This is a genomic window from Microbacterium hydrothermale (assembly GCF_004854025.1).
GTDB lineage: Bacteria > Actinomycetota > Actinomycetes > Actinomycetales > Microbacteriaceae > Microbacterium > Microbacterium hydrothermale.
Genome location: NZ_STGM01000005.1, coordinates 24,669 through 40,196, shown reverse-complemented (window position 1 = coordinate 40,196; position 15,528 = coordinate 24,669). Strand labels below are relative to the sequence as shown.

At 70.4% G+C, this 15,528-nt stretch carries 13 protein-coding genes; 6 read left to right on the top strand and 7 right to left on the bottom strand.

Annotated elements, in window-relative coordinates; all coding sequences use genetic code 11:
* Positions 1-166 precede the first annotated feature (166 nt).
* The 5 genes from FB047_RS11040 (at position 167) to FB047_RS17095 (ending at position 6,186) form a co-directional block, all read left to right on the top strand.
* Entirely contained in the window at positions 167-1,651 is a 1,485-nt protein-coding gene (locus FB047_RS11040) for a glycosyltransferase family 2 protein (RefSeq protein ID WP_240752763.1), read from the top strand.
* Positions 1,648-3,636, top strand: a complete 1,989-nt coding sequence (locus tag FB047_RS11035) for a glycosyltransferase family 39 protein (protein WP_136587256.1) — start codon at positions 1,648-1,650, stop codon at positions 3,634-3,636. Before FB047_RS11040 ends, FB047_RS11035 begins: the two co-directional genes overlap by 4 nt.
* A gap of 30 nt (positions 3,637-3,666) precedes the next feature.
* A complete protein-coding gene (locus FB047_RS11030) occupies positions 3,667-4,551 on the top strand; it encodes a DUF4397 domain-containing protein (RefSeq protein WP_136587255.1) in 885 nt (294 codons plus the stop codon).
* The gene (locus tag FB047_RS17100) at positions 4,548-5,339 is read left to right on the top strand and encodes a glycosyl hydrolase family 8 (RefSeq protein WP_136587254.1); all 792 of its coding nucleotides are present in this window, start codon (positions 4,548-4,550) and stop codon (positions 5,337-5,339) included. Before FB047_RS11030 ends, FB047_RS17100 begins: the two co-directional genes overlap by 4 nt.
* Positions 5,340-5,523: 184 nt before the next feature.
* Entirely contained in the window at positions 5,524-6,186 is a 663-nt protein-coding gene (locus FB047_RS17095; RefSeq protein WP_338095137.1) for a class F sortase, read from the top strand.
* 75 nt (positions 6,187-6,261) lie between these two features.
* Here the strand turns inward: FB047_RS17095 and rlmN are convergent, their stop codons facing one another.
* The 5 genes from rlmN to FB047_RS10995 all read right to left on the bottom strand — a co-directional run bounded on the left by rlmN (position 6,262) and on the right by FB047_RS10995 (position 12,288).
* Positions 6,262-7,575: a dual-specificity RNA methyltransferase RlmN gene (rlmN, locus tag FB047_RS11015; protein ID WP_205822918.1), complete on the bottom strand. Its 1,314-nt coding sequence runs from the start codon at positions 7,573-7,575 to the stop codon at positions 6,262-6,264.
* Between the two features lie 224 nt (positions 7,576-7,799).
* A complete protein-coding gene (locus FB047_RS11010; protein ID WP_136587252.1) occupies positions 7,800-8,066 on the bottom strand; it encodes an HPr family phosphocarrier protein in 267 nt (88 codons plus the stop codon).
* 19 nt (positions 8,067-8,085) lie between these two features.
* On the bottom strand, positions 8,086-8,916 hold the full coding sequence (locus FB047_RS11005) for a PRD domain-containing protein (RefSeq protein WP_136587251.1): 831 nt from the start codon (positions 8,914-8,916) through the stop codon (positions 8,086-8,088).
* Positions 8,917-8,957: 41 nt separating this feature from the next.
* Positions 8,958-10,409: a glycoside hydrolase family 1 protein gene (locus FB047_RS11000; protein ID WP_136587250.1), complete on the bottom strand. Its 1,452-nt coding sequence runs from the start codon at positions 10,407-10,409 to the stop codon at positions 8,958-8,960.
* Entirely contained in the window at positions 10,396-12,288 is a 1,893-nt protein-coding gene (locus FB047_RS10995; RefSeq protein ID WP_136587249.1) for a beta-glucoside-specific PTS transporter subunit IIABC, read from the bottom strand. The genes FB047_RS11000 and FB047_RS10995 overlap by 14 nt, the downstream gene beginning before the upstream one ends.
* A gap of 312 nt (positions 12,289-12,600) precedes the next feature.
* Here FB047_RS10995 and FB047_RS10990 point away from each other — a divergent pair, with 312 nt between their 5' ends.
* Positions 12,601-13,443 (top strand): Cof-type HAD-IIB family hydrolase, encoded by an 843-nt coding sequence (locus FB047_RS10990; RefSeq protein ID WP_136587248.1) that lies wholly within the window; start codon positions 12,601-12,603, stop codon positions 13,441-13,443.
* A gap of 38 nt (positions 13,444-13,481) precedes the next feature.
* Here FB047_RS10990 and FB047_RS10985 read toward each other — a convergent pair whose 3' ends face one another.
* Complete coding sequence (locus FB047_RS10985; protein WP_136587247.1) at positions 13,482-14,420, bottom strand: ATP-binding cassette domain-containing protein; 939 nt, start codon at positions 14,418-14,420, stop codon at positions 13,482-13,484.
* Positions 14,417-15,526 (bottom strand): ABC transporter ATP-binding protein, encoded by a 1,110-nt coding sequence (locus FB047_RS10980; protein WP_240752761.1) that lies wholly within the window; start codon positions 15,524-15,526, stop codon positions 14,417-14,419. The genes FB047_RS10985 and FB047_RS10980 overlap by 4 nt, the downstream gene beginning before the upstream one ends.
* Between the last annotated feature and the right edge of the window lie 2 nt (positions 15,527-15,528).

The following is a 15,528-nucleotide window of genomic DNA, read 5'->3' as shown; positions in this document are numbered from 1 at the left end:
GGAAGCGGATGGGAAAGGCTGCAAAGGCACCTGGGAGAACGCTGACCCGTCCAAACCATCCCCCCTTGCCGTCCCGGATCACCACCCGTGCGGGGAATTTCGCCCCCGGTCGCCGCACGTCCCCTTACCGCCCTCGAACCGTCCACGTGGACGCTGGAGGTTGACTTTGTCGTTCCCGCACGTTCCCCCGCTCACCGCCGCCGCCCCCGGTCCCACGCCCGAACCGCTCCTCACCCCCGTCGCTCCCGCCCCCGGGCAGGGGTCGACGGGAACCACCGAAGTCCCGCTCCCGGCCCGGCCCGGAACGACCGTGTCGGGCGGTTTCCTGCCCGACTGGTCGATCGGCGAGTGGCTCGGCTACAGCGGCATCATCATCCTGGCGCTCGCCCTGACCGTCGTCGCGACGACGACCCTGTGGTGGATGCTCCACGCCTGGCGTTCCGCCGATGATCTGCGCGCCACGCAGTTCAGCTCCTCGCCGCGTCCCGCGCGGCACCGGTTCACGCTGCTCGTGCCCGGGCGGCACGAGGAAGAGGTGATGGGGCAGACGCTCGACCGCCTCGCGCAGCAGGACCACCCCGATTTCGAGATCATCGCCATCGTCGGCCACGACGACCCCGGTACCGAACTGGTGGTGCGGCAGGCCGCTGCCCGGCATCCCGATCTCATCAAGGTCGTCGTGGACGACAGCGTCCCCAAGAACAAGCCCAAGGCGCTGAACCGCGCCCTGCAGATCGCGACCGGTGACGTCGTCGGCGTCTTCGACGCCGAGGACGAGGTGCACCCCGGCCTGCTGACGGTCGTGGACTCGAAGTTCCAGGAGACGGGTGCCGACGTCGTGCAGGGCGGCGTCCAGCTGATGAACTTCGAGACCAGCTGGTGGTCGCTGCGCAACGTCCTGGAGTACTACTTCTGGTTCCGCTCGCGCCTGCACTTCCACGCCCGCTCCAAGTTCATCCCCCTCGGCGGCAACACCGTGTTCGTCACCCGCGATCGCCTCGCATGGTCGAAGGGATGGGACGACCAGTGCCTCGCCGAGGACTGCGAGCTCGGCGTGCGCCTGTCCAGCGACGGCGCGAAGGTCGTCGTCGCCTACAACCCCGAGTACGTCACGCGCGAGGAGACCCCGCCGACCCTGAAGTCGCTCTACAAGCAGCGCACGCGCTGGAACCAGGGCTTCCTGCAGGTGCTCGGCAAGGGCGAGTGGAAGGCGCTGCCGACGCTGCGCCAGCGCATGTACGCCCGCTATCTGCTGAACATGCCGTTCCTGCAGGCGGCGACCGGACTGCTGATCCCCATCTCCCTCGTGTTCATCCTTCTCGTGAAGGTGCCGACACCGGTGGCGCTGCTGACCTTCCTTCCGCTGGTACCCACGATCATCACCCTCGTCGCCGAGGCGGCGGGACTGACCGAGTTCGGACGCGTCTACGGCAAGAAGGTGCGCGTTCGCGACTACGTCCGCCTCGTGCTGGGACTCGTGCCCTACCAGGTGTTCCTCGCCGCCGCCGCCGTGCGCAGCGTCGTGCGTCAGATGCGCGGTGACGGCAGCTGGGAGAAGACCGAGCACACCGGCGCCCACCGCGACGCCGCGACCGCGATCCCGTCCACCGCGCGCGACCTCGTCGGCGCCGGCGCGGAGGTGACCCGATGACCTCGACGATCGACCGCGTCCCCACCGGGACGATCCCCTCCGACCGCGCGTCCGCGGGGCTGCGCCGCCGGGTCTCGCCCTGGCGCGCCCGGCTCGGCGACGCACTGTGGCTGCTTCCTCCCCTCGTCCTCGGCCTGCTGGTCAACGCGCTGAACCTGGGCGGCTCCCCGCAGCGCATCGACGACGAGGGCACCTACACCGCGCAGGCGTGGAGCATCGGCAACCTCGGCGAGCTCACGCACTACACGTACTGGTACGACCACCCGCCCCTCGGGTGGATGCAGATCGCCGCTTGGGTCGGTCTGACCGACGGCTGGGACCGCTACGACGTCGCCGTCATCGCCGCGCGCGAGGCGATGCTCGCCGCCACCGCCGCAGCCGCCGTCCTGCTGTGGTTCGTCGTACGCCGCATCGGCTTCGCCCGGTTCACGGCATCCGCCGCGGTCGCGCTGTTCCTGCTGTCGCCGCTGGCGGTGCAGTTCCACCGTCAGGTCTACCTCGACAACATCGCGACCGCCTGGTTGCTCGCCGCCCTGCTGCTGGCGATGAGCCGACGCGCCCAGCTCGCCGGGTACATCGGCGCCGCCGCCGCGTTCGGCATCGCCGTGCTCACGAAGGAGACCTACCTGCTCGCGCTGCCGTTGGTGGCGTGGTTCATGTGGCGCGGGGCAGAGCGCACCACCCGCCGGTACACCGTGTCGGTCGCCTCGGCCGTGCTGGGTCTGATCGGCCTCTCCTACGTCGCCTTCGCCCTGGTCAAGGGCGAGGTCGCCCCCGCCGCCGGGCGTGTGAGCCTGTGGGACGGACTGGCGTTCCAGCTCGCCTCGCGCGAGGGCAGCGGATCGCTGTTCGACCCCGAGAGCCTCATGGCGCGCACCGTCGGACTGTGGTGGCAGCTCGACGCCGTGCTCGTCGTCACGGCGCTCGCGGCCGCCGTCGCGGCCCTGTTCGTGCGTCGCCTGCGTCCGTGGGCGATCGCTCTGCTGGCGCTGACGGCATTCATGTTCCGCGGGGGCTACCTGCCCGTGCCGTACGTCATCATGCTGCTGCCGTTCGCGGCCGTGGTCGTCGCCGGAATGGGGCAGGTGGCCGTCGAGGCCCTGCGCTCTCACGGCGCCCTCCGGCGCCTCGGCGGTGTCGCCACCGCCGTCGGGCTCATCGTCGCGGTGGTGGCCGCGGGTCCGCTGTGGGCCGCGCAGCTGCGCGGGTTCCTCCTCGCCGACCTCGACCGTCCGCTGCGCGACGCCGAGGCGTGGATGACGCAGAACGCCCCGGCCGACTCCCGCATGCTCGTGGACGACGCGATGTGGGTCGACCTGGTGCGCGCGGGCTTCGAGCGCGAGAACGTCGTCTGGTACTACAAGGCCGACACCGACACCGACGTGCAGCAGCTCGCCCCCGACGGGTGGCGCGACTACGACTACGTCATCACGACCGACTCGATGCGCACCTTCCCGACCGAGTTCCCGACCGTGCGTCAGGCGATCGAGAACAGCGCCGTGGTGGCGTCGTTCGGAGAGGGTGCGCAGAAGGTCGACGTGCGCCTGGTCGACACCGCCCAGGCGGCGCTCGCGCAGGCCGCCGACGACGACCTGTACGCCGCCCGATCGGTCGCCGGGCAGCAGGTGCTGCAGAACCCCGACGTCGGCGTCCCCGGCGAGGAGCAGGATCTGCTCACCTCGGGCGTCGTCGACGGACGCATCCTGCTGACCCTCGGCCAGCTGTCATCGCAGGGCCGCATCGACGTGGCCGACATCGCGCAGCTGGAGGGCGATCCCTCGGGCGTGCACCGTCAGCTCACCGTGAGCGAGTTCGCCGGTCAGGACGCCCGGGGGGATGCCGCCGGGGCCGACGCCCTGCTGCGGTTCTACGACTCGCTGACCGGCCCCCTGCGTCCGGTCTCGGTCGAACGCGGCGATGCCGGCGTGGTCATCACGTTCTCACCCGACGAGCCGGTCGATCTGCTCCCCCGTCCCACCTCCTGATCCTCTCCTCCCCCCAACGAAAGGACCGCCATGTTCCGTGCCACTCCCTCCCTTCGTCCCGCGCGGCTCGCCGCGATCGGCGCCGCCGCCCTGCTCACCGCCGGGATCGGCGTCGCCACCGCCCCGGCCGCCTCCGCGGCCCCCACCGCGCCCGGCGGGTGGGCGCGCGTCGCCCACCTCTCCCCCGACACCAAGTCGGTCGACGTCCAGCTGACGGCGCTCGCCGGTGGGGCCGTCGTCTACGAGCTCGACGACGTCGCCTACGGCGCCGTGAGCCCCTACATCCCCCTCGCCGACGGCACGTACGTCGTGTCGATGGTGCCCTCGGATGCCGCCGACGGCACGCAGCCGGTGGTGCAGCAGTCGATCGACATCGCCGAGAGCGAGCCGCTCACGGTCGCCGCCTACGGCCGCAACGCCGACCTGAAGACCACGGTCTTCGAGGACGACCTCTCGGCCCCCGCCGCCGGACAGGCGCGCGTACGCGTCGTGCAGGCCTCGACGGTGGAGCCGACGGTGGACGTCGACACCGCCCAGGGGCGCCCGATCGCGCGCGACGTGCCCGCGGGGTCGGCGACCGACTACGCCGCGGTGCCGGCCGGTTCGTGGGATCTGGAGCTGACGGGCGCGGACGAATCCGCGACCTCGGCGGTGGACCTGCCGGCGGGGTCGGTCTCGACCCTCTTCGTGCTCGATGACGCCCAGGGAGCGCTCACGGCGCAGACCATCACCGACTCCGCGACCCTCGCCGACATGCCGGTCGGCGGCATCCACACCGGTGGCGGCGGAACCGCCGCCGCCACGACCGCGCCCACGGGTGCCGCCGCAACGGGCGCCGGCGCGGTGGCCGTGGCGCTGGGCGCCGTCGCGCTCATCGCGGCGCGTCGGCGCCGCCGCGACGAGGCGCGCGCGTGACGTTCGCACGCCGGGCGTCGACGGTCGGCGCGGTCGCCACCGTCGTCGCCCTGGCGTTGGCGGCGTGCAGCACCGCGACCGAGCCGGAACCCGACACCTCCGACGCCACCGCCGCGACGGCCGAGGCCTTCCTCGACACCTACGTCGACGCCGGTCGCGTGGTGCGCACGGACCAGGGCGGCGACACCGTCAGCGAGGGGCAGGCGTACGGCCTGCTCCTCGCCGTCGCCGCCGACGACCCGTCGCGCTTCGACAGTATCTGGGACTGGACGACCACCCACCTGCAGCGCGACGACGGCCTGCTGGCGTGGCAGTGGAAGGACGGCTCCGTCGTCGACGAGCAGCCCGCCTCGGACGCCGACCTCGATGCGGCGCGCGCCCTGGTGCTCGCGGGCGACGCCTTCGACCGCGACGACCTCCGCGAGCAGGGCGTGTCGCTCGGCGCCGCGGTCCTCGACGAGATGACGACCGAGACCGCGCTCGGGCGCATCCTGCTGCCGGGACCGTGGGCGACGGCATCGCCCCACGCCTACAACCCCTCGTACGCGTCGCCGGCCGCGTTCGACGTGCTCTCGCGCGCGTCGGGCGACCCCCGGTGGGAGGAGCTGGCCGCGGGCAGCGCAGCGGTGACGAGCGCTGATGGATGCCAACACCCTGCCGACCAATTGGGCCACGGTCGCCGACGACGGCACCGTCGCGCTCGCGGGCTCCGCGGGCGGCGGGGGCGAGCCGGCCTACGGCTACGACGCCGCGCGCACGACCATCCGGTTCGCCGAGTCGTGTCATGACGGCGACCGCGCCCTCGCGGCGCGCGTGGCCGCGGCGCTCCCCGGCGGGGACGAGCTGCCCGCCGAGCTCGACGCGGGAGCCGGCGCCCTCACCTCGGATCGGCATCCGGTCGCGTACGCCGCACGGGCGGCCGCGCTCGCCGCGAGCGGGCGCGACGACGAGGCGCGAGCCGATCTGCAGCGCATGGCCGACACCGCGGCATCCACCCCCACGTACTACGGTGCGGCCTGGACGGCCCTCGCCACGGCGATGCTCACCGACGACGTGCTCGACGGCTGCCCCGCGCTCGCGGGCGACCCGGCCGCGGCGGACGCGCCCGGGGCGACGAGCGCCGGGGCGACGACGGCGCCGGGCGTCGGCGCGGCGGGCGGCTTCCAGAATCCGGTGACCCCCGCGGCGGCCAACACGGCCCCGCCCGTGCACATCTCGATCCCGGCGATCGGGGTGGACTCCGACCTCATCGGCCTCGACCGAGGGGACGACGGGTGGATCCAGTCGCCCCGGGACTACGACGCGGTCGGCTGGTACGAGAAGGGGGTCCTGCCCGGAGAGGTCGGTCCCGCGGTCATCGCGGGCCACGTCGATTCACCCACTGGACCGGCCGTTTTCTACGACCTCCCGCGACTGACGCCCGGCGACACTGTGTCGGTCCGCCGCGCCGACGGGTCGACGGCCGACTTCGTGGTGACCGGGCTGCAGACCGTCGAGAAGAACAGCTTCCCCACCGAATCGGTCTACGCGCCGACGCCGACGCCGCAGCTGCGGCTGGTCACGTGCGCCGGGGCGTGGGATCCGGCCAGCGGCCATTACGTCGACAACCTCGTCGTGACGGCCGTCGCCGCCTGATCGCGGCCTCGGACGCATGCGGGCGGCCCCGTGAAGCGTGATCGTCGCCCGCGTGAACACGAAGCGTCAAGGGCGTCAGCCGACCGGGGTCGCCTCGGCCGCCGCCTCGTCTTCTTCGGTCGCCACGAGCTGGCCGCACGCCCCGTCGATCTCCTTGCCGCGGGTGTCGCGCAGGGTCGTCGGGATGCCCGCGTCGTTGAGACGGCGCACGAACTCGTTCTGCACCGGCACCTCGGATGCCGTCCAGATCGAGCCCGGGGTCGGGTTCAGCGGGATCGGGTTCACGTGCACCCAGCCGCGCCCGCGGGCGTTGAGCTTGTCGGCCAGCAGGTCGGCGCGCCACGCGTGGTCGTTCATGTCCTTGATCAGGGCGTACTCGATCGACACGCGGCGCCCGGTCTTGTCGAAGTAGGCGCGGGCGGCGTCCAGGGCCTCGTCGACCTTCCAGCGGGAGTTGACCGGGATGAGCTCGTCGCGCAGGCCGTCGTCGGGCGCGTGCAGCGAGAGGGCGAAGGTCACCGGGATGTCCTCGTCGGCGAGCTTCTTGATCGCGGGAACGAGGCCCACGGTCGAGACGGTGATGCCGCGGGCGCTCATGCCGAGGCCGTGCTCCTTGTCGACCATCACGCGCACGGCCTGCATGACGCGGGCGTAGTTCGCCAGCGGCTCACCCATGCCCATGAAGACGATGTTCGAGACGCGGTCGAGCGAGTGGTCGTCGCGCTTCTTGCCGCCCAGGCCGCCGGCCGCGATGAGGGCGTTGGCGCGCACGATCTGCTCGACGATCTCGGCCGCCGACATGTTGCGGGTCAGGCCCGCCTGCCCGGTGGCGCAGAACGGGCAGTTCATGCCGCACCCGGCCTGCGACGACACGCACAGCGTGATGCGGCCGGGGTAGCGCATGAGCACCGACTCGACGAGGGCGCCGTCGTGCAGCTTCCAGAGGAACTTGATCGTGTCGCCGCGGTCGGTCTCGAGCCGGCGCACCTCGGTGAGCAGGGGCGGGAGCATCCCCGCGACGAGCTCTTCGCGACCGGATGCCGGCAGGTCGGTCATGTCGGCGGCATCCGACGTGTAGTGCGTGAAGTAGTGCTTCTCGAGCTGCTTCGCGCGGAAGCCGGGGAGGCCCAGCTCCTTCACCTTGGCGACGCGCTCGTCAGCGGTCATGTCGGCGAGGTGCACGGGGGGCTTGCCGCGCTTGGGGCTGGCGAACTGCAGGAGCGGGCGACCGGTCTCATCCTTGGCCTGCTGCCAGCCCTCGGTCTTCGGTCGCACTTGGCGGGCCGGAGCGGTGCGCGGCTTCGTCTCGCGGACGGCGGTGTCGGCAGGCGCCCCCGCGGGGCGCGCCTGCCGGGGCGTGGTGGAGCGCACGGGGGGCTGATCGGTCATGGTTTCCAGGGTACCGGGGCGCGCCTGCGTCGCGGCTGGGCGCGCTCGACCCTCCGTCTTGATCGCGTGAGGGGTCGAGAAGTGTCGCCTCGTGAGGCGGCAGGCGACAGATTCCGACCTCCCACGCGAGCCACGGAGAAGGGCCGGAACCCAGAGGACACGCGAGGGGCCGGGATGCCGGGCGTCGGGGGGATACACCCGGCGCGGCCCCTCGCGCGATCGGGTCAGGCGGCGTCGAGATCCTGCTCGAGCAGCGCCTGGAGCTCGTCGGCGACGCGGTCGGCCTCGGGACCGTCGACCTCGAGGGCCACCTCATCGCCCGTGTTCACACCGAGCTGCAGCAGCGCGAGGATGCTGCGCGCATCGACGGAGGTGTCGCCGGCGGCGAGAGTGACGGTGTGCTTCGACGCCGCAGCCGCGCGGGCGAGGGTGGCAGCGGGGCGGGAGTGCAGGCCGGAGGACGAGCCGAAGACGGCGGTGCGCTGTGCCATGGGAGACCTTTCGGGGTGTTCAGCTCGACTGGGCGCGAGCGATGTGCAGGGCAAGGTAGCCCACCTCTTCGTCGGAGATGACCACCTCGTGCTCCTTCAGAACGAACGCGCGGATGCGTTCGGCCGTCGCGACGGCGCGCGGGTGCTTCGCCGTCATGGTCGCGAAGAGCAGGTCTTCGTCCTGACCGGCGAGGCGGTCGCTGAACAACCGCTCCGCGAAGAACTGCAGGTGCGTGAGAAACCGACGGGTGTGGAGGTCGTCGGCATCCAAGGTCACTCCCCCGGAGTGCGTGACGATCGTGGTGATGTCCGACACCAGCCCGACCACGCGCATCGAGTCGACGGCCGGTCGCCCCACCTCGGAGTTGACGAGGTGGAAGGCGATGTTGGCGGCTTCCTCGTCGGGCAGCGACACCCCCGTGCGGTCGCGGAGCCGTCCGAGCGCGCGCAGGCCCACCTCGTATTCGCGCGGATAGACGGTCCGCACCTCCCACGCCAGGCGATTGGTGACCTGCAGGCCCCGCCGCTGACGCTCCACCGCGAAGTGCAGGTGGTCGGTGAGCGTGAGATAGATGTGCGCGTCGAGCTCGATGCCCGCCTTCTCGGCATCCATCACGATCGCCCTCGTGAGCTCGACGAAGCCTCCGGGGATCTGGGCGAGCAACTCGACGAGGTTCCGCTGATCGGCGTCGTCGAGCGCGACGAAGACCCGGTCCGTCGATCCCGGCGCGACGGTGTCGCCCGGACGCGCGGCGAAGCCGATGCCCTTGCCGAGCAGCACGCGCTCCACGCCGCGCTCGTCCTCGACGAGCACGACGCTGGAGTTCAGCACCTTCTTGATGATCTGCATGGGTGTCTCCGTCGACCCCGGGGGATGCGCCGAGGTGGCGATCACGCCAGGTCGGCCCCGTTCGAGGCGATGACCTTCTGGTACCAGAAGAACGAGTCCTTGCGACGTCGTTCGCCGGTGCCGTTTCCGAGGTCGTCCTGATCGACGTGGATGAAACCGTACCTCTTGGAGATCTGCGACGACGAGGCGCTGATGATGTCGATCGGCGCCCAGCTGGTGTAGCCGCGCAGCTCCACCCCCTCGTCGACCGCGCGGATCATCTCCGCGAAGTGCGACCGGAAGTAGTCGATGCGGTAGGGGTCGTGGATGCGGCCGTCGTCCGTGAGCTCGTCGCGCATGCCCAGACCGTTCTCCACGATGAACAACGGCTTGCCATAGCGGTCGTAGAGGTCGATGAGCGAGATGCGCAGGCCTACGGGGTCGATCTGCCATCCCCATTCGCTCGACGGCAGGAACGGGTTCTTCACGCCGAGCACCGTGTTGCCGGGGGTGCGCTCGGCATCCGGGCGCACCGATTCGGTGAGGGTCATGTAGTACGAGAACGAGATGTAGTCGACCGGGTGCTCGCTCAGCAGCTCGACGTCACCCTCGACGAAGGGGATCGTGATGCCCTTGGCTTCGAGCGCCTTCAGCGCCAACCGCGGATACGCCCCTCCGGCCTGCACGTCGGTGCACAGGTAGAGCAGTCGTTCCTTGGCCTGGGTCGCCGCGACGTCGTCGGGGTGGCAGGTGTTGGGGTAGGTGGTGAGCATCGTGAGCATGCACCCCATCTCCGACTCCGGCCACATCTCGTGCAGCATCTTCGTCACTGACGCGGATGCCACGAACTGGTGGTGCAGCGCCGTGTAGCAGGCCTGTTCCAGCGACCCCTGGACGGTCTCGTCGATGATGCCGCCCGAGGTGAACGGGTGACGGATGATGCCGTCGATCTCGTTGAATGACAACCAGAGGTCGACGAGGTGGCCGAAGCGCTCGAAGCACGTGCGAGAGAACCGCTCGAAGAGGGCGATCGTGCTGCGGTCGACCCACGCGTTGTTCTTCAGCGCGAGCGCGAGGGGCGGGTCGTAGTGCGACAGCGTCACCAACGGCCGGATGCCGAGACGGCGCATCTCGGTGAAGAGGTCGAGGTAGAACGCGATCCCTTCCTCGTTCGGCTCGAGCTCCTGCCCGGTCGGGTACAGCCGCGACCACGCGATCGACACCCGCAGCACCGAGAAGCCCATCTCGGCGAACAGGGCGAGGTCCTCGCGGTAGCGATGGTAGAAATCGATTCCGCGACGCTTCGGGTAGTACGCGACGTCGTCGTCGGCCATGGCCGCGGCGATGCTTTCGAGCGTGTGCTGGTGGTGCACCGCGTACTCGCGCGGGTCGACGTGCGGGCGGTATTTGGCCACGTCCGAGACCGCGGGACCGCGGCCCCCTTCATTCCAGGCGCCCTCGGCCTGGTTCGCGGCGAGGGCGCCGCCCCAGAGGAATCCGTCAGGCAATCCCATTCGCGGTCTCCTTCTCATCGGTCGACAACAGGGCGGCGCCCGCGGCGACGCGTCCGGTGACGAGGGGGGCGACGTCGTAGGCGTCACCGTTGAGCACGACAACGGGCGTCGTGATGTCGAGTCCGGCGGCCTCGATCGCCGCCAGGTCGGCGGTCAGCACGTGCTGGCCGGCTTCGACGCGGTCGCCCTGGGCGACGTGCGCGGTGAAGGGCGCCCCTTCGAGGCGCACGGTGTCGAGGCCCACGTGCACGAGCACCTCGAGGCCGTCGTCTCCCAGGATGCCGAGCGCGTGGCGCGAGGGCAGCAGGCTCGACACGGTGCCGCTGATGGGGGCCCGCACCTCCCCATCGGTGGGGCGGATCGCGACGCCGGGCCCGAGGATGCCGCCCGAGAAGACCGGGTCGTCGACCTTCTCGAGAGCGATGACCTCACCCGTCATGGGGGCGACGATCCCGCCGGTGGAGACGGGGGTCGACGTGCCCGCCTGCTGCTCGAGCAGGCGCACGGTCGCCGAGTCGGAGTCCTTCCAGATCACCAGCGACACGATGAACGAGGTGACCATGGCGACGAGGGCGCCGATGACCGCGTGCAGCAGGTTCCAGGGGTTGGCCATGTCGATGAACATCGAGATGGATGCCGCACCCGGGCTGACCAAAGCGAAGGCCGAGATCGCCGCGATGCCGAGGTATGAGCCACCCACGAACGCACCGATGACGACCGAGATGATCGCGCGACGGTTCTGCAACGTCACGCCGTAGAGAGCCGGCTCGGTGATGCCGAAGAAGGCCGAGATGCCCGATGAGATCGCGGTGCCGCGCAGCGTCTTGTTCTTGGTGCGCACGGCGATGGCGAGGCTCGAGCCGGCCTCCGCGAGGTTGTGGGCGAGCGAGGCGACGAGGTAGAAGCTCTCCTTGCCCGCGGAGGCCATGGTCGCCACCGTCGGCGGGATGAACGCCTTGTGCATGCCCACCGAGACGATGAAAGGCAGGGCGGCGGCCATCAATGCGACGGCGATCCAGCCCAGCGTGCCGTACAGCCACAGCATCGCCCCCGTCAGCAGAGTGCCGAGGAAGAACCCGAGCGGTCCGAGCAGGAAGATCGTGGCGGGCGCCACGACGACGAAGCAGATCAGCGGCACGAGGAAGGTGCTGATCACGCTCGGGCTAATGCGGCGGGCGAAGCGCTCCACGACGGCGAGCAGCAGCACGGCGAGGATCGGGGGGAACACCTGCGCGTTGTAGGCGATCGCGGGCACCGCCAGTCCGAACAGCGCGACGCCGCCCTCCTGGGTGAGAAGACCGGCGAAGGTCGGGAACACCAGCAGGCCGACGATGCCGAGCGCGAGCGGGATGTTCACGTCGAGCTTCTTCGCGGCGGTGTAGGTCACCAGCAGCGGGAGGAAGAAGAAGACCGCGTCGGGGATCGCGGTGAGCACCTGATAGGTCTGGTCGGTCGTCTGCAGCCAGCCGAGGGCGACGGCGAGGATGAGGAACGATTTGAAGATCCCCGCACCGGCGACGGCGGGGATGATCGGGGTGAAGACGCCGACGACGAAGTCCATGAACACCGACCCGGCGCGCTTCACGGTCAGCTTCGGCTGCGCGGCGTCGACCCGTGCGGCGGCGCGACCGCCGCCTCCGGCGCGGATCTTCTCGATCTCGCGGAAGTAGTCGTTGACACCCGAGCCCACGATCACCTGGGTCTGGGTGCCCAGCACCACGCCGATGACGCCGGGCGTGGCTTTCAGGGCGGCCTCATCGGCCTGCGAGTCATCGGCGAGTGTGAAGCGGAGGCGGGTCGAGCAGTGGTGGAGCGAGGCCACGTTGGCCGCTCCTCCGACGTGCTCGAGGATCGCGCGGGCGCTGTCCTGGGTGGTCATCGAAGTCCTTCCTTGGATCGAAGGACACGCGTCGCGACCTCGACTCCGAAGCCCCCCGGGCAAACAAAAAAGGACCCGAAGGCGGTGCTCTCGCACTGCGTTCGGATCCTGCCTGCATGACCAGTCACATGTCCACCGGCGACTATACACACCCACGGACGATCACCGCACAATCCGACTCCGTCCATCGGGCGACGCGATACGGTGACGAGGGCGGCGCTCCCGCGGAGGTGCGCCCCGACGAATTCCTCCCCCCGACCGGATCGACCCCGGGTCCCCACGGCCCGGGGTCGATCCCCTGCTGGAGTGCACATGACCCGCATCGCCTTCCTCGACGTCGACGGCACGATCCTCGAGCACGGTTCCGTGATCGCCCCCTCGACCGTGACGGCGATCCGCCGCGCGCGCGAGAACGGCCACCTCGTGTGGCTCTCGACCGGGCGTTCCGCGGGCGACATCCACCCCGATGTGCGGGCGATCGGGTTCGACGGGGCGATCACGAACGGCGGCGCCTACGCCACGCGCGCCGACGAGCTCATCGTCGACCGCCCGATGCCGCGCGAAGACGTCGAGGCCCTGGAGCGATACTTCGCGGCGCACGGCATCCACTACTTCCTGCAGACCCACGGCGGGGTCTACGCCAGCGAAGGAATGGGCCCCGTCATGGCCGAGTACCGCCGCGAGCGTCACGCGCAGCGCGCCGCCGAGCTCGAGGCGCAGGGGCTGCCGTCCGAGCAGCCGCTGTGGAACGAGCCGAAGCCGGTGTCGGACGTCGACCGCAATGCGGTCGCGAAGGCCGTGTTCGTCAGCCCCTCGACCGACACCGTCGCCCACGCCGCGGCGGCGCTCGGCGACGGGTTCCACGTCATCCCCGGTTCGATCCCCCTGCCCGGCGGGTCGAACGGAGAGATCGGTCAGGCCGGGGTGACCAAGGGGTCCGCGATCACGTCCGTTCTCGCCCAGCTGGGCCTGTCGGCGGCGGATGCCATCGGTATCGGCGACAGCTGGAACGACGTCGAGATGTTCGAGGTCGTCGGCAGCCCCGTCGCCATGGGCAACGCCGTGCCCGAACTGCAGAAGCTGGCCGGACGCGTCACGACCTCGGTGCTGGAAGACGGCGTGCACAACGCGTTCGCCGAGCTGGGTCTGATCTGAGGCACGGGGGGTCGGCCCACCGGCATCCGCCCCGCTCCTCACCCCGCCGTCGTCCACTCCGCGAGCTGCGAGTCGGTCGCCAGAACGCGGTGCGTCGGCGACAGCGTGTGCTCGCTGCCCGCGCCGTAGTCGATCCCCAGCGCCACCGGGTCGTAGGGGGCGGATGCCGTGCGCCGACGCATCGCGCGGGGGTCCGCCGACAGCACCGCGCGCAGCAGCGACTGCGTGTAGGGGTGCACCGCCGAGCCGAAGATCTCGGCCGTCGTACCGGTCTCGACGAGATACCCGCGGTGCATGACGCCGATGCGGTCGGAGATGTACTTCACCATGGCCAGGTCGTGCGCGATGAACAGGTACGCCGTGCCGAGCTCCTTCTGCAGAGCGCGCATGAGGTTCACGACCTGCGCCTGGATCGACACGTCGAGCGCCGACACGCACTCGTCGGCGATCACGAGGTCGGGCTGCATCACCAGCGCGCGGGCGATACCGATGCGCTGGCGCTGACCCCCCGAGAACTGGTGCGGATAGCGATCGGCGTACTCGCGCGCGAGGCCGACCTTCTCAAGGATCGCGTAGACCTTCTCGTCGCGCTCCGCGGTGGTGGCGTAGCGCCGCTGGGTCATCAGGCCCTGCGCGACGATGTCGAAGACTTTCTTGCGCGGGTTGAGGCTCGACATCGGGTTCTGGAAGATCATCTGGATGCTCGAGCGCAGGTGTGAGCGCGATTTCGCGTCCAGCCTGCCGCTGATGCGATCGCCCGCGAGGGTGACCTCTCCGCTGGTGGGGTCGAGCAGGCGAATGATCGAGCGGCCGATGGTCGACTTGCCGCTTCCCGACTCCCCCACCAGGCCGAACGTCTCTCCGCGCTGGATGTCGAACGACACCCCGCCGATCGCGGTGACCGAGTGATGACGGCCGAGGCGGAAGATCTGCGTGAGTCCGCGCACGGACAGGAGGGTCTGCTCAACAGTGGTCATCGGGTCGATCCTTCGTGAGCGGCCAGCATCGTGTCGATCTTGTGACGCAGCGGGGCGGGCATGTCGACGTTCGGGGCGTCGGGGTGGGCGAGCCACGACGCGACCTGGTGCCCTTCGCCGACGTCGAACAGCGGCGGCTCGCGCACGAGATCGATTTCGAGGGCGAACGGGTTGCGCGGGGCGAACGGGTCGCCCTCCGGCAGGTTCGCCAGACTCGCGGGACTCCCGGGGATCGCGAACAGCTCCGAGGCATCGGTGGCCAGGTCGGGCATCGCCGAGAGCAGACCCCAGGTGTACGGATGCCGCGGGTCGTAGAACACCTGCTCGGCGCTGCCCTGTTCGATGATGCGACCCGCGTACATGACGTTGACATAGTCGGCCACGGTGGCCACGACGCCCAGGTCGTGGGTGATGAAGATCACCGACAGCCCGCGCTCGGCCTGGAGCCGCGTGAGCAGCTCGAGGATGCGCAGCTGGATCGTGACGTCGAGGGCCGTGGTCGGCTCGTCGCAGATGAGGATGTCGGGATTGCACGACAGGGCGATCGCGATGTTCACGCGCTGGCACATGCCGCCCGACAGCTGGTGCGGATACTGCTTGAAGCGACGCTCCGGCTGGTCGATGCCGACCTCGGCGAGCAGCTCGATGGCTCGCTCGCGCGCCGTGCGGCGATCGAGGCCGAAGTGCTCCTGCATCCCCTCCATCACCTGCTTGCCGACCGTCATGGTGGGGTCGAGGCAGGTGAGGGCGTCCTGGAACACCATCGCGACGCGGCGTCCGCAGATCTCGCGGCGGATCTGCTTCTCGTTCATCTGCGCGATGTCGCGGACCACGGGAGTGCCGTCGTCCTCGTAGCGCGTGATCTCGATGGAGCCGGCGGTGATGCGCTGGTTCGAGGCCATGAGCCCGAGGATCGCGCGGGCGGTCACCGACTTGCCGCTGCCGGATTCGCCGACGATCGCGACCACCTCGCCCTCGTAGAGGTCGAAGCTCGCGCCGCGGATGGCCTTGATGGTGGTGTCGCCCTCGAACTCGATGGCGAGGTCGCGCACCGACAGCACGCGGCGGCGGGTGCGGCCGTCTGCGGTGGTTCCGTTCGCGGTCACGG